13 protein-coding genes and 1 pseudogene are annotated in these 16,679 nt (G+C 70.2%); 3 read left to right on the forward strand and 11 right to left on the reverse strand.

The annotated features are described in order from the left end of the window. Positions 1-2: 2 nt before the first annotated feature. The 6 genes from trxA to dnaK are packed head-to-tail and all read right to left on the reverse strand — an operon-like array spanning position 3 to position 6,891. Positions 3-449 (reverse strand): thioredoxin, encoded by a 447-nt coding sequence (gene trxA, locus HS99_RS01500; RefSeq protein ID WP_030558140.1) that lies wholly within the window; start codon positions 447-449, stop codon positions 3-5. After that, a complete protein-coding gene (clpB, locus tag HS99_RS01505; RefSeq protein WP_030286017.1) occupies positions 446-3,085 on the reverse strand; it encodes an ATP-dependent chaperone ClpB in 2,640 nt (879 codons plus the stop codon). Before clpB ends, trxA begins: the two co-directional genes overlap by 4 nt. Continuing rightward, complete coding sequence (locus HS99_RS01510) at positions 3,076-3,450, reverse strand: chaperone modulator CbpM (RefSeq protein ID WP_030286016.1); 375 nt, start codon at positions 3,448-3,450, stop codon at positions 3,076-3,078. Before HS99_RS01510 ends, clpB begins: the two co-directional genes overlap by 10 nt. Then, a complete protein-coding gene (locus HS99_RS01515; protein WP_030286014.1) occupies positions 3,447-4,385 on the reverse strand; it encodes a DnaJ C-terminal domain-containing protein in 939 nt (312 codons plus the stop codon). The genes HS99_RS01510 and HS99_RS01515 overlap by 4 nt, the downstream gene beginning before the upstream one ends. Positions 4,386-4,391: 6 nt before the next feature. Then, positions 4,392-4,976: a nucleotide exchange factor GrpE gene (locus HS99_RS01520; RefSeq protein ID WP_030286012.1), complete on the reverse strand. Its 585-nt coding sequence runs from the start codon at positions 4,974-4,976 to the stop codon at positions 4,392-4,394. A gap of 10 nt (positions 4,977-4,986) precedes the next feature. Further along, positions 4,987-6,891: a molecular chaperone DnaK gene (gene dnaK / locus HS99_RS01525; RefSeq protein WP_030286009.1), complete on the reverse strand. Its 1,905-nt coding sequence runs from the start codon at positions 6,889-6,891 to the stop codon at positions 4,987-4,989. A gap of 635 nt (positions 6,892-7,526) precedes the next feature. Between dnaK and HS99_RS01535 the strand changes: the two genes are divergently transcribed. Further along, on the forward strand, positions 7,527-9,308 hold the full coding sequence (locus tag HS99_RS01535) for a helix-turn-helix domain-containing protein (protein WP_030558138.1): 1,782 nt from the start codon (positions 7,527-7,529) through the stop codon (positions 9,306-9,308). 208 nt (positions 9,309-9,516) lie between these two features. Here the strand turns inward: HS99_RS01535 and HS99_RS48670 are convergent. Next, positions 9,517-10,029, reverse strand: a pseudogene (locus tag HS99_RS48670) (aldehyde dehydrogenase family protein); the annotation flags it as partial. Between the two features lie 431 nt (positions 10,030-10,460). On the opposite strand from HS99_RS48670, the gene HS99_RS01540 reads away from it, so the two are divergent. After that, the gene (locus HS99_RS01540) at positions 10,461-10,910 is read left to right on the forward strand and encodes a DUF1931 family protein (protein WP_030558136.1); all 450 of its coding nucleotides are present in this window, start codon (positions 10,461-10,463) and stop codon (positions 10,908-10,910) included. Positions 10,911-11,125: 215 nt separating this feature from the next. On the opposite strand, the gene HS99_RS45685 is transcribed toward HS99_RS01540, so the two are convergent. Then, positions 11,126-11,344, reverse strand: a complete 219-nt coding sequence (locus HS99_RS45685) for a hypothetical protein (RefSeq protein WP_030558135.1) — start codon at positions 11,342-11,344, stop codon at positions 11,126-11,128. Next, positions 11,326-12,855 carry a serine/threonine-protein kinase gene (locus tag HS99_RS40455; RefSeq protein WP_199821474.1) on the reverse strand — a complete coding sequence of 510 codons (1,530 nt, stop codon included), beginning with the start codon at positions 12,853-12,855 and terminating at the stop codon, positions 11,326-11,328. The genes HS99_RS45685 and HS99_RS40455 overlap by 19 nt, the downstream gene beginning before the upstream one ends. 144 nt (positions 12,856-12,999) lie before the next feature. Between HS99_RS40455 and HS99_RS01560 the strand changes: the two genes are divergently transcribed. Continuing rightward, positions 13,000-13,794 carry an FHA domain-containing protein gene (locus HS99_RS01560; RefSeq protein WP_030285996.1) on the forward strand — a complete coding sequence of 265 codons (795 nt, stop codon included), beginning with the start codon at positions 13,000-13,002 and terminating at the stop codon, positions 13,792-13,794. Between the two features lie 55 nt (positions 13,795-13,849). Here HS99_RS01560 and HS99_RS01565 read toward each other — a convergent pair whose 3' ends face one another. Then, positions 13,850-14,089 carry a hypothetical protein gene (locus tag HS99_RS01565; protein WP_030558130.1) on the reverse strand — a complete coding sequence of 80 codons (240 nt, stop codon included), beginning with the start codon at positions 14,087-14,089 and terminating at the stop codon, positions 13,850-13,852. Between the two features lie 38 nt (positions 14,090-14,127). Further along, on the reverse strand, positions 14,128-16,635 hold the full coding sequence (locus HS99_RS01570) for a hypothetical protein (RefSeq protein ID WP_050367022.1): 2,508 nt from the start codon (positions 16,633-16,635) through the stop codon (positions 14,128-14,130). Positions 16,636-16,679: the final 44 nt, after the last annotated feature.

A 16,679-nucleotide genomic window follows, 5' to 3' on the forward strand; every position in this document is an offset into this window, starting at 1 on the left:
GATCACCCTTTCCGGGTCGCGATCGACTGTTCCACCCACTGGCGCAGAGCGGGGGCGGGCGCCGCCCCCGCCTGCCGGGCGACCGTCTCGCCCTGATCGAGGATCAGCAGTGTCGGTACGGCCTGGACCTCGAAACGCTGCGACAGTCGGGGGTTCTTGTCGACGTCGACCTTGACGAGTTTGATTCGGCCGGCGAGGTCGGTGGCCACCTGTTCCAGGGCCGGGCTGACCATGCGACAGGGACCGCACCAGGTGGCCCACAGGTCGACCACGACGGGAACGTCGGCCCGCTCGGCGACCTCGGTGAAGTCGTCGTCGCCCGCGTCCACCGTCCACGGTAGGGGCTGCTTGCAGTGGCCGCACTTGGGACGGCCCTCCGCGGCCACGGGCACCCGGTTGGTGCGCCCGCAGCGGGGACAACTGACGGTCGTCGCCTGCATCGTGCTCATGCCGCCCGCGCTCCCTTCACGTCCTCGGGCTGGTCGTAGGTGACCACCATCTCTCCATGTTCGGCGTCGACGCGGATCGTCGCGCCGTCCTGGACGTCTCCGCGCAACAGGGACCGTCCGACGAGGGTTTCGACCTCGTGGGAGATGTAGCGGCGCAGCGGTCGGGCCCCGTAGACCGGGTCGTAGCCCTGGTGGGCGATAAACTCCCTTGCGGCGTCGGTGAGTTCGACGGTGATGCGGCGTTCGGCTAGGCGGCGGCGCAGTTCGTCGAACTGCAGCTCCACGATCCGTTCGATCTGCCGCTCACCGAGCGGCTTGAACAGCACGATGTCGTCGACGCGGTTGAGGAACTCCGGGCGGAAGTGCCCGCGCAGCTCGCCCATCACCAGGGCGCGGGCGTCGGGCTTGATCTCACCCTCGGCGGTGGCGCCGTCGAGGAGGTGCTCGGAGCCGATGTTGGACGTCATGATGATCACGGTGTTGCGGAAATCGACGGTGCGGCCCTGAGCATCGGTGATGCGGCCGTCATCGAGGATCTGCAGCAGGGTGTTGAAGACGTCGGTGTGCGCCTTCTCGATCTCGTCGAACAGCACGACCGAGTACGGCTTGCGGCGTACGGCCTCGGTGAGCTGGCCGCCTTCCTCGTAGCCGACGTATCCGGGCGGTGCGCCCATGAGTCGGCTGACGGTGTGACGCTCCTGGTACTCGCTCATGTCGAGGCGGACCATGTTCTCCTCGGAGTCGAACAGGGCCCGGGCGAGGGTCTTGGCCAGCTCGGTCTTCCCGACGCCGGTGGGGCCGAGGAAGATGAACGATCCGATGGGGCGGCGTGGGTCGCGGATGCCGGAGCGGGCGCGGATGATGGCGTCGGCGACGAGCTTGACGGCCTCGTCCTGGCCGATGACCCGCTCGCGCAGGATCTCGTCGAGGCGCAGCAGTTTCTCACGTTCGCCCTCCTGGAGGCGGGCGACGGGGATACCGGTCCAGGCGGCGACGATCTCGGCGATCTCCTCCTCGGTGACGACCTCCCGCAGCAGCCGGTTCTGGCCCTGCTTGGCGGCCAGTTGCTCCTCCTCGGCCTTCAGCCGGCGCTCCAGTTCCCGGAGTTTGCCGTAGCGGAGTTCGGCGGCCCGGTTGAGGTCGTAGTTGCGCTCCGCCTCCTCGGCTTCGAGGCGGACCTGCTCCAGTTCCTGGCGCAGTTCCTGCACGCGACGGATCGCCTGCCGTTCGGCCTCCCACTGGGCGCGTTTGGCGTCGGCCTCGCCACGCAGGTCGGCCAACTCCCTGCGCAGCTCCTCCAGGCGGGTTTTGCTGGCGGGGTCGGTCTCCTTGGAGAGGGCCGCCTCCTCGATCTCCAGGCGGGTGACGCGGCGGGTGATCTCGTCGAGTTCGGCGGGCATCGAGTCGATCTCGGTGCGCAGCCGGGCGCACGCCTCGTCGACGAGGTCGATGGCCTTGTCGGGCAGGAACCGGTCGGTGATGTAGCGGTGGCTGAGGGTGGCCGCGGAGACCAGCGCGGTGTCCTGGATCTTCACGCCGTGGAAGACCTCCAGGCGTTCGCGCAGCCCGCGCAGGATGGAGATGGTGTCCTCCACGCTCGGCTCGTCGACCAGGACCTGCTGGAAGCGGCGTTCGAGAGCGGCGTCCTTCTCGATGTGCTTGCGGTACTCGTCGAGGGTGGTGGCGCCGATCATGTGGAGTTCGCCGCGGGCGAGCATCGGCTTGAGCATGTTGCCCGCGTCCATGGCTCCTTCGGCGGCGCCCGCGCCGACGACGGTGTGCAGTTCGTCGACGAAGAGCAGGATGCGTCCTTGGGCGGCCTTGACCTCGCCGAGCACGGCCTTGAGGCGTTCCTCGAACTCGCCGCGGTACTTGGCGCCGGCGACCAGGGAGCCCATGTCGAGGGCGAACACCGTCTTGTCGCGGAGTCCTTCGGGCACGTCGCCGCGGACGATGCGCTGGGCGAGGCCCTCGACGATGGCGGTCTTGCCGACGCCGGGGTCGCCGATGAGGACGGGGTTGTTCTTGCTCTTGCGGCTGAGGATCTGGGTGACGCGGCGGATCTCGGCGTCGCGGCCGATGACCGGGTCGAGTTTGCCGGCCCTGGCCTCGGCGACGAGGTCGCGGCCGTACTTCTCCAGAGCCTCGTAGGCCACTTCAGGGTTGGCGGAGGTGACCCGCTGGTTGCCACGGACCTGGGTGAGCGCGCTCAGGAACGAATCCCGGGTCACGCCGTACTCCTTGAGCAGGCGTCCGGCGGCGGTCGCCGAGCCTTCCTCGACCAGGGCGAGCAGGAGGTGCTCCACGGACACGTACTCGTCCTTGAGGCGTTTGGCCTCCCGCTCGGCGGCATCGAGCAGGCGGGACAGGCGCTGGGTGACGAAGACCTGGCCGGGTGCCGCGCCGGGACCGGTGACCTTCGGGCGGCGGGAGAGCTCCTCGCGCACGGCCGCGCGCAGTTCCTTCGGCTCGGTGCCGGCCTGTTGCAGCAACCGTGGGATCAGACCGTCGTCCTGATCGAGAAGCGCGAGCAGCAGGTGTTCCCCGTCGACCTCGGTCTGCCCCATGCCGACGGCCGCGCTCTGGGCCTCCTGCAGGGCTTCCTGGGACTTCTGGGTGAGACGGTTCATGTCCATGGGGGTGTTCCACTCCTCGTACCGGCGCGGCGCAGGGCGGCTTCGAGCAGGCTGATGCGGTCCAGCAGGTCCAGCACCAGGCCGATGGATGCGTAGTTGAGGCAGAGTCCGGTGCGCAGCCGCTGGACGCGGGCGAGGGCGGCCGGTGCCGTGGGTTCGAACGCCAGCTCTCCAGAGGCGTCGCGCTCGGCCTCGACCAGGCCGAGAGCGACGAACCGGCGGATGAGGTCGGGATGGACCCCGGAGAGGCGGGCCACGGTCTGCAGAGAGAGCCTGGGCACCGGCACGATCGCGTACCGGACGCGTGCCGGCGCGGCGGCTGCCAGCCGAGACGCCTGGCGCGCCCCGGCGCGTGGGTCACTCATCGTGTCCTCCTGGGGTCGAACGAGGAGACGGCGGCGAGCTCCTCGAACAGTTCGCGCTCCCGGTCGCTGAACCTGGACGGCACCATGATCCGGAGCTCGGCGTAGAGGTTGCCGTCCGCACCCCGCGGGTTCGGCATGCCCTCGCCGCGCAGTCGCAGCCGCCGCCCGCTGGACGAGCCCGTGGGCACCGTGACCTTCGCCGTCGCCCCGCTCGGCGTGGGCACCGGAACCGTCGCACCCAGCGCGGCCTCCCAGGGGGTGACCGGAAGCTGCACGTACACGTCCCGGCCCTCGAGGCGGAACTGGGGGTGCGGCTGGATCCGCACCCGCAGGTACAGGTCCCCCGCGGGGGCGTCACCATTGCCCCGGCCGCCCTCGCCCGCCAGGCGGATACGCTGCCCGTCGGTGACACCCGGGGGCACGTCGACCTCGTACCGCCGCGGCTGCCCGGAGGGCCCGGCAAGGGTGACGGTGCGGCGGCCACCGCGGTAGGCCTCCTCGACGGTGAGCGGCAGTTCGGCCTCCTGGTCGGCTCCGGGGACACGCACCCGTCCGGCGCCCCCGAAGATCGAGCCGAACAGGTCGTCGACGTCGACGCCCTCCGCGCCGAAGCCGCTGGTGGCATACCGGACCCGGGGGCCGCCCCCGGTGGACCAGCGGAAGCCGCCGCCGGGTCCCGCGCCGGCGCCGACCCGCTCCTCCCAGTCCTCGGGGACCTTCCGGAAGTCCTCGCCGAAGCGGTCGTAACGGCCCCGCTGGTTCGGGTCGGACAGGACACTGAAAGCCTCGTTGATCTCCTTGAACCGCTCCTCCGCCGCGGGGTCCCTGTTGACGTCGGGGTGGTACTTGCGGGCCAGCTTGCGGTACGCCCGCTGGATCTCGTCCTCGTCGGCGTCTCGCGGGACCCCGAGAACCTCGTAGAAGTCGCGTGCCATGGCCGCTCACTCCCGCTTGGCGACGGTCACGGCGGCCGGCCTCAGCTGCCGCTCGGCCTCGCCGTAGCCGGGGCGCAGCACCTGCGCCACGGTGTTCGGTTCGGCGTCGGGGTCCTGGACCACGCCGACGACCTCGTGCCGGGAGGGGTCGAACGGGACGCCGGTCTCGGCGTGACGCTCGTAGCCGAGGCGTTCGAGGATGGACACGGCCTGGTCGCGCACGGCGCGAACCCCCTCGACGATCGCCCCGGGGTCGGAGCCCGCGTGGTTCAGGGCCAGTTCGAGGTTGTCGATGACCGGAAGGAAGGCCGCCGCCGTGCGGGCGCGTTCGACCGCGCGCTCCCGGTCCAGTTCCCTGGCATGTCGCTTGCGCAGGTTGTCCAGATCGGCGAGAGCACGCCGCCAGCGGTCCTCGACCTCTTTCAGCGCGGCCGCGTACTCGTCCTCGTCCCCTGCCGGACCGGTGGCCGCGTCGGGCCCCGGTTCGGCCTCCGCGGTCGGCGGCGCGGGCTCGGGCAGGTGGCCCTGCGGCGGTCGTGCGGCGCCTTCGCGCGGTGGGTCGGACGATCGGTCCTGGGGAGGGATCGGCATGGCGGATACCTCAGCCCTTGTCGAACTCGGCATCGATCACGTCTTCGTCGGCGCCTGCACCGCCCTGCCCGGAGCCGTCCGGCCCGGTGGTGTCCGACGGACCACTCGCCGCCGCGGCTTCGGCCTGGTGGGCGGCGAGCCCGGCGTGGACCTGCTGGAGTTCGGAGGTCAGACGCCTGACCTCGTCCACTCCGGCCTCGTTTTTGACCGCGTCGCGGGCCTCTGCCACCAGCATCTCGGCTCGCGCCTTTTCGTGGGCGGGCGCGGCGTCGGCCAGTTCGTTCAGACGCTTCTCGACCTGGTAGGCGATCGCGTCGAGTTCGTTGCGGGCGTCGACGGCCTCGCGGAGTGCCTGGTCCTGGCCCCGGTTGCTTTCGGCCTCCTGGACCATGCGTTCGACCTCGCTCCGGTCCAGGTTGGAGCTCTCGCTGATGGTGATGCCCTGTTCCTTGCCGGTGTCCTTGTCGCGAGCGCTGACGTTGAGGATGCCGTTGGCGTCGATGTCGAAGGTGACCTCGATCTGCGGTCCGCCCCGCGGCGCCGGCCGGATGTCGGTGAGCTGGAACCGGCCGAGGACCCGGTTGTCGGCGGCCCGCTCGCGCTCGCCCTGGAGGACGACGATGTCGACGGCGGGCTGGTTGTCCTCGGCGGTGGAGAAGGTCTCGCTGCGGCGCACCGGGATGGTGGTGTTCCGCTCGATGATCTTCGTCATCACTCCGCCGCGCGTCTCCACTCCCAGCGACAGCGGGGTGACGTCGAGCAGCAGGACGTCCTTGACCTCACCCTTGAGCACCCCGGCCTGGATGGCGGCGCCCAGCGCCACCACCTCATCGGGGTTGACGCTCATGTTGGGTTCCTTGCCGCCGGTCAGTCGACGCACGAGGGCCTGGACAGCGGGGATGCGGGTGGAGCCGCCGACGAGGATGACCTCGTCGATGTCGTTGTCGCTGACCTTGGCGTCGTCCATGGCCTGCCGGACCGGACCGAGGCAGCGCTCCACCAGATCTCCGGTGATCTGCTCGAACGTGGACCGCATGATCGAGCCGGTGAGATGCTTGGGCCCGGACGCGTCGGCGGTGATGAACGGCAGGCTGACCTGGGTCTGGGTGACGGAGCTGAGCTCGGTCTTCGCCTTCTCCGCCGCCTCGAACAGGCGTTGCAGGGCCTGCGGGTCCTTGCGCAGGTCGATGCCGTTCTCCTTCTGGAAGTCGTCCGCGAGGTAGTCGACCAGACGCCGGTCGAAGTCGTCGCCGCCCAAATGGCTGTCACCCGCTGTGGAACGCACCTCGACCACGCCGTCGCCGACATCGAGGATGCTCACGTCGAAGGTGCCGCCGCCCAGGTCGAAGACGAGGACGGTCTCGTGCTGCTTCTTGTCCATGCCGTACGCGAGGGCGGCCGCCGTCGGCTCGTTGATGATCCGCAGCACTTCCAGTCCCGCGATCCGTCCGGCGTCGCGGGTCGCGGTGCGCTGGGCGTCGTTGAAGTAGGCGGGCACCGTGATGACCGCCTCCGTGACCCGTTCCCCCAGCTGCTTGGAGGCGTCGTCGGCGAGCTTGCGCAGCACCAGGGCGCTGATCTCCTCGGGCGCGTACAGCTTGTCACGCACCTTGAAGCGGGCCTCGCCGTTGTCTCCCGGTACGACGTCATAGGCGACGGCCCTGGCCTCGTCGGGGATCTCGTCGAAGTGCCGGCCGATGAACCGCTTGGCCGAGTAGATGGTGCCTTTGGGGTTGAGGATCGCCTGGCGCCGGGCCAGCTGCCCCACCAGACGTTCCCCGGTGTCGGTGAAGGCCACCACGGACGGTGTCGTGCGGTTGCCCTCGCTGTTGGGCACGACGGACGCCTCGCCGCCCTCCCACACGGCGATCACCGAGTTGGTGGTGCCCAGGTCGATGCCCACTGCCTTGGCCATGAGGAACTCCTTCCGCGGCGGTCGACGTCCGTCGGCGACCGTTCATGGACCGCCGAGCGGTCCCGACAGCCACCAGAGTGGCTGTTCGCCCGGTCACCCCGCCTGCGCCCGGCGGGTCGAAAAGTGACACCGTCGGTCGGTCTGCGAGGACAGGAGGCGGGACGGCGATTCGGGTTCGCGGCGGGGTGCCTCAGGGACGTGGTTCTTGGAAGCCCAGAGGGAACCGGGTTGATTGCATGGTCGACCGCAAGGGACTCTCTCCTTGCTTCGACGCTCAGGAGGCGGGCAGCACCCGGGGCACCACCGTGGAACCGAGGCCGAGGTGCAACCGCGGAAGCCGGCGAACGGCCCCGTGGTCGGGCCGGTCGCTGCACCGCTCCGGCCCGGTGGTCTCGCGCACCAGCGCGGTGCGCGAGTGCGCCGGCTTTACGGCATCCGCGGGCCCCGACCTGCCGCGGAAGTCCCGCAGCCCGGCGTGAGCGGTCGCGTGTGGACACTCGTTGACAGCGTCCACCACCGGTCGCCCCACGAGCCATGAGAGGAAAGGATCCACATATCTCGGGTGAGCCGTACCGCGAGCGGGTAGGCGACATGCCGCTCGGTTCTCCGAAGGCGCCGAGGGAGGGAGTGATCCCATGGCCGGCAGCCGGGCGCACAGCCTGTACCACCACTCCTCCCACCGGAAGGGCAGCATCCCGCGGGGCAGCGCCGGACGGCGCCTCACGGTCGCGCGCGGAGAGCCCCGCCCGCCCGCGCGCGCCCCGGCCGACCATGCCCTCCACGATCTGGTCGCGCTCTCCCGAGCCCTGTTCGATGCTCCGGACGAAGTAGAGATCCTGCGCCTGGCCATGGACCACATCACCGCTGCGGGGTCGTACAGCGCCGAGGCCGGATACCTCGAGGTGGGCGGCGACCTGGTCCCCAGCCCCAGGACCGGACAGACGCATGCCTCGGCCATTGGCCGGAGGGTGCGGGAGCTGGCCGGGCAGGACGGCAACGTGGCCGTACCTGGCAGGCGCTGGGGCCGGGCCCTGGGGCTACGCGGATCTGCGGGACTCCACGGCTACCTCGTGGTCACGTCCCGCTCCCGGCCCACCGAGGCCGAGCGATCCCTGCTCGCCATGCTCGTCCGGCACACCGCTGCCGCACTGTCAGTCACCTTCGCACACCGCCGCCAACGCGAGGACGCGCTGGAGCTGCGCCGGCTGCGGGAGGAACACACAGCCCTCCAGCGGCAGCTGATCTCCGTGGTGGCTGAGCTGGGCTACGAGCGAGCCGTTCACTCGCTCATGGCCGGCGTCGCTGCCTCGGGTGGCGGCGAAGAAGCTGTCACCCGCGCACTGCACGGGCTCACCGGACTTCCCGCGCTGCTCGAGGACCGCTTCGGTCGGCTGAGGTCCTGGACCGGTCCCGATCGCCCCGTCCCCTATCCCGAACCGGACCCCGTGCGCCAGGACGAAATGCTGCATGCCGTCGCCAAAGCGGCCGGGCCGGTACGGATAAGGGACCGGCTGATCACCCTGATCCGCCCGCACGGCGAGATCCTGGGCGTGCTGGCGCTGGTCGATGGCCGGCACGAGGCCGACGAGCACACCGTACTCGCGCTTGGACACGCCGCCGCGTCGCTCGCCCTGGAGCTGACGCACCTGCGCAATCTGGCCGAAGTGGAGCTGAGGCTGCACCGCGTGCTGGCCGACGACCTCCTGGCGGGGACGGACGAGACGAGCGCCTACGCGCGGTCCGAGGCAGTCGGACACGACCTGCACCGCACCCACTACATCGTCGTCGTGCAGTGGGCGAACCGGGCTGCGGACGAGCCCTTCGCGCAGACCGTGAGCCGGGCGGCCTCTGCCGTGGGCATGCGCTCGCTGCTGACCCGACGTTCCGACCACGTCGTTCTCATCGCCGACGACAGGCCGCACGCCCGCGCGTTGTACGAGGCGCTCGCCCACGAGACCGGGACACGGTCCGGGACGATCGGAGTGAGCACCCCTTGCGACTCCGTGAATGACATCCCCCGCCGCTACGAGGAGGCGCAGCGCGCCCTGGAGGTGCGCCGCCACTGCCGCGAGCACTACGGCACGTCGTTCTTCGACGAGCTCGGCCTCTACCGCATCCTGGGGCCTGGCAGCGACTACCGGGAACTGGAGACCTTCGTCCAGGAGTGGCTCGGGCAGCTCATCGACTACGACTCCCGGCACCACGCGACCTTGGTGGAGACCCTGTCCCGGTACTTCGACTGCGGCGGCAACTACGACGAGACCGCCGACTCCCTCGCCATCCACCGCAGCACGCTGCGCTACCGGCTCCAGCGCATCCGCGACATCAGCGGCAATGACCTCGCGAACGTCGAGGACCGGCTGAACCTCCAGGTGGCGACCCGAGTGTGGAAGATCGTGCTGGGCGGGACCGGCTGACGCCCTGGAAGGCCACGAGGCCGCTCGAAGGCCAGCCTGTCCCGCTCCCGAACACCAGCTCGCCGCGAGGTCGCGGTCGGCTGGCTCGTGGTGCAGTCCAGCACTTCTCCGATCGGGGCGTCGGCGTCCACGTAGCGCACGAGCTTGCGGTTCGCGAATTCCATGATGCCCGCGTCGCCGAGTTCGCGTCCGTAGCCGGAGCGCTTGGTGCCGCCGAAGGGCAGCTCGCGTGCTTGAGCAGGATCGTGTTGCCGAGGACGAGGTTGGGAGCCGCGAATCGGACCACCTGGTACAGCGGGAAGTTCCACGGCATCACACCGAGAAGGACGCCGAGCGGCTCGTTCACCAGCACAGCCGTGCCCTCGGGCACCGGCAGGGGTCGCTCTTCCAGCAGCTCGAGGCCGTGCTCGCCGTAGTAGGTGAGGATGTCGGACGCGAGGTCGACCTCTGCACGGCTCGAGTTGATCAGCTTGCCGACCTCAAGCGTCAGGAGATGCGCCAGTTCCTCCTTGCGCTCCCTCATGAGCCGGCCGGCGCGTTGCACGACGGCCCCCCGGTCGGCCGTCGACCGGGCAAGCCAGTTCGGAAAGCTACGGTGGGCCGCGTCGATCGCGCGCCCCACCTCCTCCGCGCTCAGCGCCGGGAACCCACGAACCCCTTCACCGGTGTACGGATTGACCGTGGCGATGGGGCTTCCCTGGGCAGTGACGTGGGCGTCCATGACGCCTCCCTGGAGTCGGGGCACCTCGGGTTTCCACGCCGGGACCCGCTCACACCTGCTGATTCGTCTCCTGCGGCGGAACTGATGACCTCACCGAGGCGGCAACCCTCGTCCGGCCCCTCACCGCCATCATTCCGGCCCCTCACCGCCATCATGGGGGGCGCTGTGAATGAGTGCAATACGACGGCCTTCCGGCTGACGAGGCCCTGCACGCCACGGTGCACGGAGGCAGAGGGACGCCTTACGGCTGGCCGGGGAATGCCCACGCATTTCATGCTGCCCTGCCAGGGCAGGAGGGGGTGTTCCTTTTCGGCCTGGGGTGCGGAGGCGCTCAGCGGGCGGTCTCTGCGAATCTCGACCGGTGACAGCCGATGGGCGACGCCGGCGGGAGCGTAGGACGCCGTCCGGTTCCCGGTGAGGAGGCGAGAGGCATGACCGTGATGGGTGTGTCGAAGTTCGAGAGGTTCTTCCGCGCCGCCGCAGGCCTCGACGTGGACAAGAACGAGCTGAAGCGGTACGGCGACTTCGTCGACGCCAAGCTCTACGACCTCCTGGTCGTCGGCCAGGCATCGGCCAAGGCCAACGGCCGTGACACCGTCGAACCGTGGGACCTACCGATCACCAAGGGCCTCCAGGAGAGCGTCCACCGGTTCCGGCGGCTCGACGAGGAGGTCGAGCTGAAGCCGATCCTGGAACAGCTCGCCGTGCACCCTCCGCTCGACAGGACACCCACCCAGGAGACCGAAGAGCGCTACCCCGAGATCATCGGCGGTCTCAGCGTCGCCCTCGCCGAGACGTTCAAAATCATGTATCCGGACATCAAGAACCCGCAGACCAGCCACTGGGAGGGCGTGACCGCAGTGTTCGACCGGCTGCTGTAGCAGTCGCGCCCAGGCGCATGTGACCCGACCCGTCTCAGGCCGGGAAGGCAAGCCGCCCCGGATCGTCTCCAACGAAAATCGTCCTCACTCGGTGACTGGAGATGCACTGCGGCGGCCTGGCATGCGGCGAGTGCCGCTCTCGGGCAGGTAGTTCCAAAGGAAGTTCCATGGCATTCCTCGTGTAGGGGCCTTTCGGAGCCCTTGTCGCAAGCGGTTCACTGGCGGGTTGGGGTGGTGCCGTTCATGGCGAAGCGGGCGGAGCATTGTTCGGCGGATCGGTTGTTCGCGTTCCAGACACAGATCCACATGGTGTAGCCGGTGTCCGGGAGGAAGGTCGTTTTCGCGGCGCCCCAGGAGGCGCGGAACGTGTAGGTGAGGCCGTCGCTGCGTGAGAGCTCGGCAACGCAGGTCTGGTTCAGCGAGGTGTTGAGCACGCCTGCGAGTGAGCCGGAGCCGTTGTCGTCCAGCCAGGCGGAGCAGGCGGCGTCGTTTCCGAACCAACTGGTGTCCGCCTCGGAGCCCTTGACCTGTGCGGGGTCGTCGCTGCCGTTGATGCCGCTGATCGATGACGATGTGAGGCTGCGGGCGGCTGCCGAGGTGGTGGCGGGGGCCGCATTGGACGGGGTGGCGGGGGCCGCATTGGACAGGGTGGTCGGGGGCTGGTCGGCGGATCTGGCGGTGGAGACCGTCGAGGGCCGCAGGCCCTGGGAGGGGGTTCGGGTAGGGCCGGCTGGGTGGTCGAGGGCGGGGATGGGGAGCCGGCGGTGGGGGAGGGCGAGGCGCCGGCGGTGGGGGAGGGCGAGGCGCTCGGGCTGGTGGAAGGCCCGGGCGTCGCCCCGGCGAGCGGCTGAACGGTGACCGGCGTGTCGACGGAGCCCTGCGAGGTGGGGTGCTCCGGGGAGGTGGACGGACTGAGGGCGAACACGGTGACCGCCCCGAGGGCGATCACCGCGGCGATCGGCAACAGGAGACGGTGCCTGTGTGGGCGGCGCGGTGATGTGGGGGGTGGGGTCCCGGGGTCGGGGGCTGTGCTCGTGTCCGGTGGCGGGAGGGTCTCCAGCTTGCCGACCGGCGTTTCGGCGAAGGCATGTCGCGAGTCGATGCGTGCCATGAGCTCGGACGGCCAGGACGGAGGAGGAGCGAGCAGGTGTGGGCGGGTCGCCTGGACGAGTCGGTCGGCGGTGGGGCGTGCTCCGGGGTCGGTGTCGAGGCAGGGCGCCAGGACGGCAGCGAGGTCGGCCTCCACGGCGCGCAGCCGCTCCAGGTCGGGGACGGCGCCGGGCGTGCGAGCCGAGGCGGCGTAGAGCAGGAGCGCCGCGAGCGCGTAGACGTCCGCGGGTGCTGCCACGTCCTCGTCCCCGGCCTGCTGTTCCGGTGCCGCGAAGCCGTGCGTCCCGTAACCGTCACCGCTCCTGGTGAGCCTGGCCTGGTCCGCGGCGCGCGCGATGCCGAAGTCGATCAGCTTCACGCCGTCGCGCACCAGCATGACGTTGGCGGGCTTGATGTCGCGGTGCGCGATGCCGGACGCGTGCACGGCTCGCAGGTGGGCGGCCGTCTCGGCCAGCAGCAGCCACAGCGCCTCGGCTGGCAGCGGGCCGTGCAGCCGGACCGCCTCGTCCACCGTGAGCCCGGGGACGTACTCGGTGGCGAACCACGGGCGCTCCGGCGTGCCGTCGCTCGCCAGCACCCGCGGTGCGACCCCGAACGGCACGCGGTAGAGGATTCCGACCTCCCGTTCGAAGCGCTCGCTGGATACCAGCCGCGGACGGACGAGCTTGACGGCGGCGTAGCCCCGGTCCGAGACCCCGAGGTAGACCTCGCCCATGCCGCCGGTGCCGAGCAGGCCGATGACGCCGAAGCTGCCGATCTCCTGCGGATCGCCCGGGCCGAGTGGTTCGGCGACCATGCTGTCGATCGCAGCAGCTCGCCGGCTGATCGTGCTCACGGCGGGCAGGCTACCGAGCAAGTTCATTCGGGACAAGCAGAGTTGACAGTTCCGCAAGTCCGAGGCAGGCATGCCGCCGGGAGGACTGGTCCCCCCGGTGCGCTCGTACACTCACTGGCGCGAGCCGACGCGGAGGTGTGTGAGATGTCGTACGGAAACTTCCCGCCCCAGATGCTGCCGCCGGGCAGTCCCTCCGACCGGGTGCCCCCGGCGCCACCCGGAACGATCTTCGTGATCGGCCCGCAGGGCGGGTACGCCGTGCCACCGCGCCGGTACACCTTGCTGTTCGGGCGCGACCGCGAGGACGTGCACGTACCGGTCGGCGTCGACGACCCGACCGTCAGCCGTCGGCACGGCGTCTTCACCTGTGCCGCCACGGGCGGCGACTGGTGGCTGGTCAACACCGGCAACCTGCCGATCGAACTGCCCGACGGCGTGCTGATGCTCACCGGCCACAAGCGGATCGTCGGGCCCGGGTACACCCCGCTGGTGATCAACTCGTCCAAGCGGCGCTCCCACCTGGTGGAGGTGCGCGTCGTGGACGGGGACGACCTGCACCCCCGTTCCACGAGCAGCGCCGACACCGCGGCCCCCGAGACGGTGTACGCGCTCTCCCCGCAGGAGCGGCTGGTGCTCACCGCGCTCGCCCGGCGGTACCTGGAGGGTCAGGACGCGTTCCCGCTCCCGCTGTCCTGGGAGGACACCGCCCGGCTGGTCAACGCCTCGCCCTACGCGACCAAGTCCTGGACCTACAAGTCGGTCGCCAACACGGCCGAGGACGTGCGCGAGCGGCTGCGGCGACGGGGCGTGCGCGGGCTGACGCGCGATGAGGTCGGTGAGCCGGTCGGGTCGATGCTCAGTGTCAATCTGATCAGGGAACTGCTGAGAACGGCGACGCTGAACGCCCAGGACCTGGAGTTGCTGGCCGAGCGGAGTTGAGCGAAGGACGGGATGCGCGCCTCGGTCGATGGTTCGACCGGGGCGCGCAGCGTTCTCAGTGCTCGGTCTCGGGAACGGGCGCGGGTTCGGCCTGGGCGTGGTAGGTGACGTGCATGGTGCCGCGTTCCACCGAGAAGACGGCCGCCTGGCCCTCGGCCGAGTTCTGTTGGCGCGGTTGGGATTGCGACTGCTCGGGGCGGTCCGTCGTGTTCGTCACGTGATTGTTGTCGCCCACGATGAAGGTCCCGGAGACGTCCCTGGTGTGGATGTCGCCCGGTGTGGATTCTGCAGGCATGGTCGGCCTTTCCCGGTCGGTTCTGTGGGTGGTCGGATTCAGCAGCGGAACACCAGGTCGAACCAGGCCGAGTTGTATGCCGAAGCCTGGTTCGTCGTGTCGACCCTGGAGCCGGACGGATGGTTCCGGAACGAGCGGTATTGGCTCTCCTCCTGCTGATGAGCGGTCAGCATGCTGTTGAGGTCGGATGCCACCGATCTGTCCCGCGCCTGCGATATGGCTTGCCGCAACGTGGACTCGGAAGCGCGCAGGTCTTTGATGACGGTATCGAGCGCGGATTTCAGCGTGCTGTCGTCGGGAATGGTGGAGGTCCGCCGTGAGTTGTACGCGTCTACGGCGTTGTTGTACGACTCCAGAGCGCGGGACTCGGTGGCCTTGTCGGTTTTGAACTGCCGGGAATCTCGTTCTACGGCCGGTATCACCGTCGCGCACACGGGATCGACGAGGCGCGGCGTGACGACCGGAGATGGGGCCGGCGGGGCGTGGGTGTAGACCGGCGGGGCGGGGGCAGGGACCGGCGGGTGGGGGGTGTAGACCTTCGGGGGCGGGGCCGACGGGTAGGTGGCGTGGGCTGTCGGAGCCTGGTCCGACTGTTTGGCGGCGTAGACCACGGCACCCACGCCGAGGACGGTGGTGAAGCCGACTGCGCAGGCGACGGCAAGGGCTGTGCCGCCCTTGGCGGTCGCCGCGCCGGCGGCGCCGACGGCCGTGTGGCTCGGGCCGGTCGCGGCGGTGCCTGCGGCCTGCGTCGGCTGGGCGGCAGAGCTGTGCGCTCCCGAGAGGTCGATCTTCGGCGACGTCGCCTGTGAGGTGGAATGAGCGCCGGTCATGTGGGTCGGTGGCAGAGGCTGTTGGGTGGATTGGGACAGGTCGATCACGATCGGTTTGGTCGGTGGTTGTACGGGTGTCGGGCTGACGACAGGGTGCGTGACGGGCGCCGGGCTGACCACAGGTTGGGTGACCACCGGCGGGCTGACCACGGTGGTTGCCGGGGTTACCGGGGTTACCGGGGGTACCGGTGTTACCGGTGCTACCGGCGTGATCGGTGCTATCGGCGTTGCCGGGGCGATCGGCGCGACGGCGCTGGTCGCCACCGTGGTGGCTACCTGGTGGGCCGCCGACTGTGCGTGCAGGGCGGTGAGTTCCTGCCAGAGCACTCCCGCCTCGAGCACCAGTGTCGCCGTTTGCGCCGCCCGGCCGATCGCCCTGCGGCGGGCGCGTGCCTCGCGTAGGAAGAACTCCTCACCCGCGCTGTCGCCCGCGCTCCTCGCGGCGGCCCAGCCGGCTCCGAGCAGGCTGCCCCACGCGTCGAACTGCCGGGACAGCGCCAGCTTCGGCGAGGCGGCACGGGCCAATGCCATGCCGAGCGGCGCCTGTCCGCTCCGCTCCGCCCGCAGCACCGCGACGTCAAGGGCCTGGAAGTGGGCTGCCACCTGGTCCGGGGTGGTCTGCCGCGACTCGACCCACGCGGTGAGCGCCCGGCAGAGGGGCTCGGCGGGGAACTGCGTCATCCGGCTCTTCAGTACGCACTCGGCGACGTCCGGTGGACACCGGTAGCCGGTCTCGGAGGCGAGCAGCAGACCGTGTCGCACCAGGCCTTCGGCGAGCGCTTCGGCGTCCGGCCGGCCGAGCAGGGAGCTGAGCTGCGGGGCGGCCAACTCGGCGCCGGACAGCGAGCCGAGCAGGTGCAGCAGGTCGCGCTCCGGTGGCCGGAGCCGATTGAGCAGTGCAGGCAGCAGTTCGGGGAGATCGGCGATGCTCGGCAGGCGCTTGCCGGTCGCGGCCGAGAGGGCGATGCGCCGCAGCCGGAGCGGATTGCCGTGCAGGGCGTCGCACAGTGCCTGCACGGTCCGTGCTTCGTCCGGTAGCAGCCCGCGGGCCAGGACCGTCTGCACCAGGTTCACGCCTGCCGGGGCCGTCAGCCCGTCGAGGTGGATCGGGTGGACGCCGTCGAGCGCCGACCGGTGCTGCGAGGTGAAGACGAACGCGGACTGCTCGGCCATGTCGAAGAGCCGGCGCAGGTCCTTCTCGTCGAGTCCGGCGTCGTCCAGGTAGATCCGCAGTCGCAGGGTCTTCAGGTGCTCCTTGAGCACCTCCAGCGACGGCTTGTAGTTCGGCGCCTCGAAGCCGATGTCGAAGATCGCCTGCGCCAGGTCGTCGGCCGTCCGCCCACCGGCTTCGACGTAGGCCGCGCCGTCGGGCCCGCCCGGCAGGGTGCGGGCGAGGTGGCGCAGCAGTGCACTCTTGCCGACGCCGGAAGCGCCCCAGACCTGCACCAACTGACGTTTCCCGAGCGCCTCTTGCACCAGCCGGAGGTCCCGCTCCCGGCCGATCAGCGGATCGGCGACGGTCCGCGGCAGATGGGAGATCCGCTGGCGCCTGACCGGATCCGGCAGTGGTCCGGCGTGCAGGGTGACGGCTGAACCGTACTCGGCGGTGATGTTCAGGTTGGTCACGGTGTTCCGGTTGCCGACGATCATCGTCCCGGACACGTCGCCCGCCCGGATCCGCTCGGAACCGCCCGGAGCACCGTTGTTCTCTGGCATCCGCTTCCCCGATCCTCTCCAACGCTCGGCTCCTGGCTCTCGGT

The organism is Kitasatospora aureofaciens (assembly GCF_001188955.3).
GTDB classification, from domain to species: Bacteria; Actinomycetota; Actinomycetes; order Streptomycetales; family Streptomycetaceae; genus Kitasatospora; species Kitasatospora aureofaciens.

Coding starts and splice junctions, on each gene's coding strand:
- HS99_RS01540 (WP_030558136.1), top strand. CDS start 10,461: ATGACCGTGATGGGTGTGTCGAAGTTCGAGAGGTTCTTCCGCGCCGCC.
- HS99_RS01560 (WP_030285996.1), top strand. CDS start 13,000: ATGTCGTACGGAAACTTCCCGCCCCAGATGCTGCCGCCGGGCAGTCCC.
- HS99_RS01515 (WP_030286014.1), bottom strand. CDS start 4,385: ATGGCACGCGACTTCTACGAGGTTCTCGGGGTCCCGCGAGACGCCGAC.
- trxA (WP_030558140.1), bottom strand. CDS start 449: ATGAGCACGATGCAGGCGACGACCGTCAGTTGTCCCCGCTGCGGGCGC.
- dnaK (WP_030286009.1), bottom strand. CDS start 6,891: ATGGCCAAGGCAGTGGGCATCGACCTGGGCACCACCAACTCGGTGATC.
- HS99_RS01520 (WP_030286012.1), bottom strand. CDS start 4,976: ATGCCGATCCCTCCCCAGGACCGATCGTCCGACCCACCGCGCGAAGGC.
- HS99_RS01570 (WP_050367022.1), bottom strand. CDS start 16,635: ATGCCAGAGAACAACGGTGCTCCGGGCGGTTCCGAGCGGATCCGGGCG.
- HS99_RS01535 (WP_030558138.1), top strand. CDS start 7,527: ATGGCCGGCAGCCGGGCGCACAGCCTGTACCACCACTCCTCCCACCGG.
- HS99_RS01565 (WP_030558130.1), bottom strand. CDS start 14,089: ATGCCTGCAGAATCCACACCGGGCGACATCCACACCAGGGACGTCTCC.
- clpB (WP_030286017.1), bottom strand. CDS start 3,085: ATGGACATGAACCGTCTCACCCAGAAGTCCCAGGAAGCCCTGCAGGAG.
- HS99_RS01510 (WP_030286016.1), bottom strand. CDS start 3,450: ATGAGTGACCCACGCGCCGGGGCGCGCCAGGCGTCTCGGCTGGCAGCC.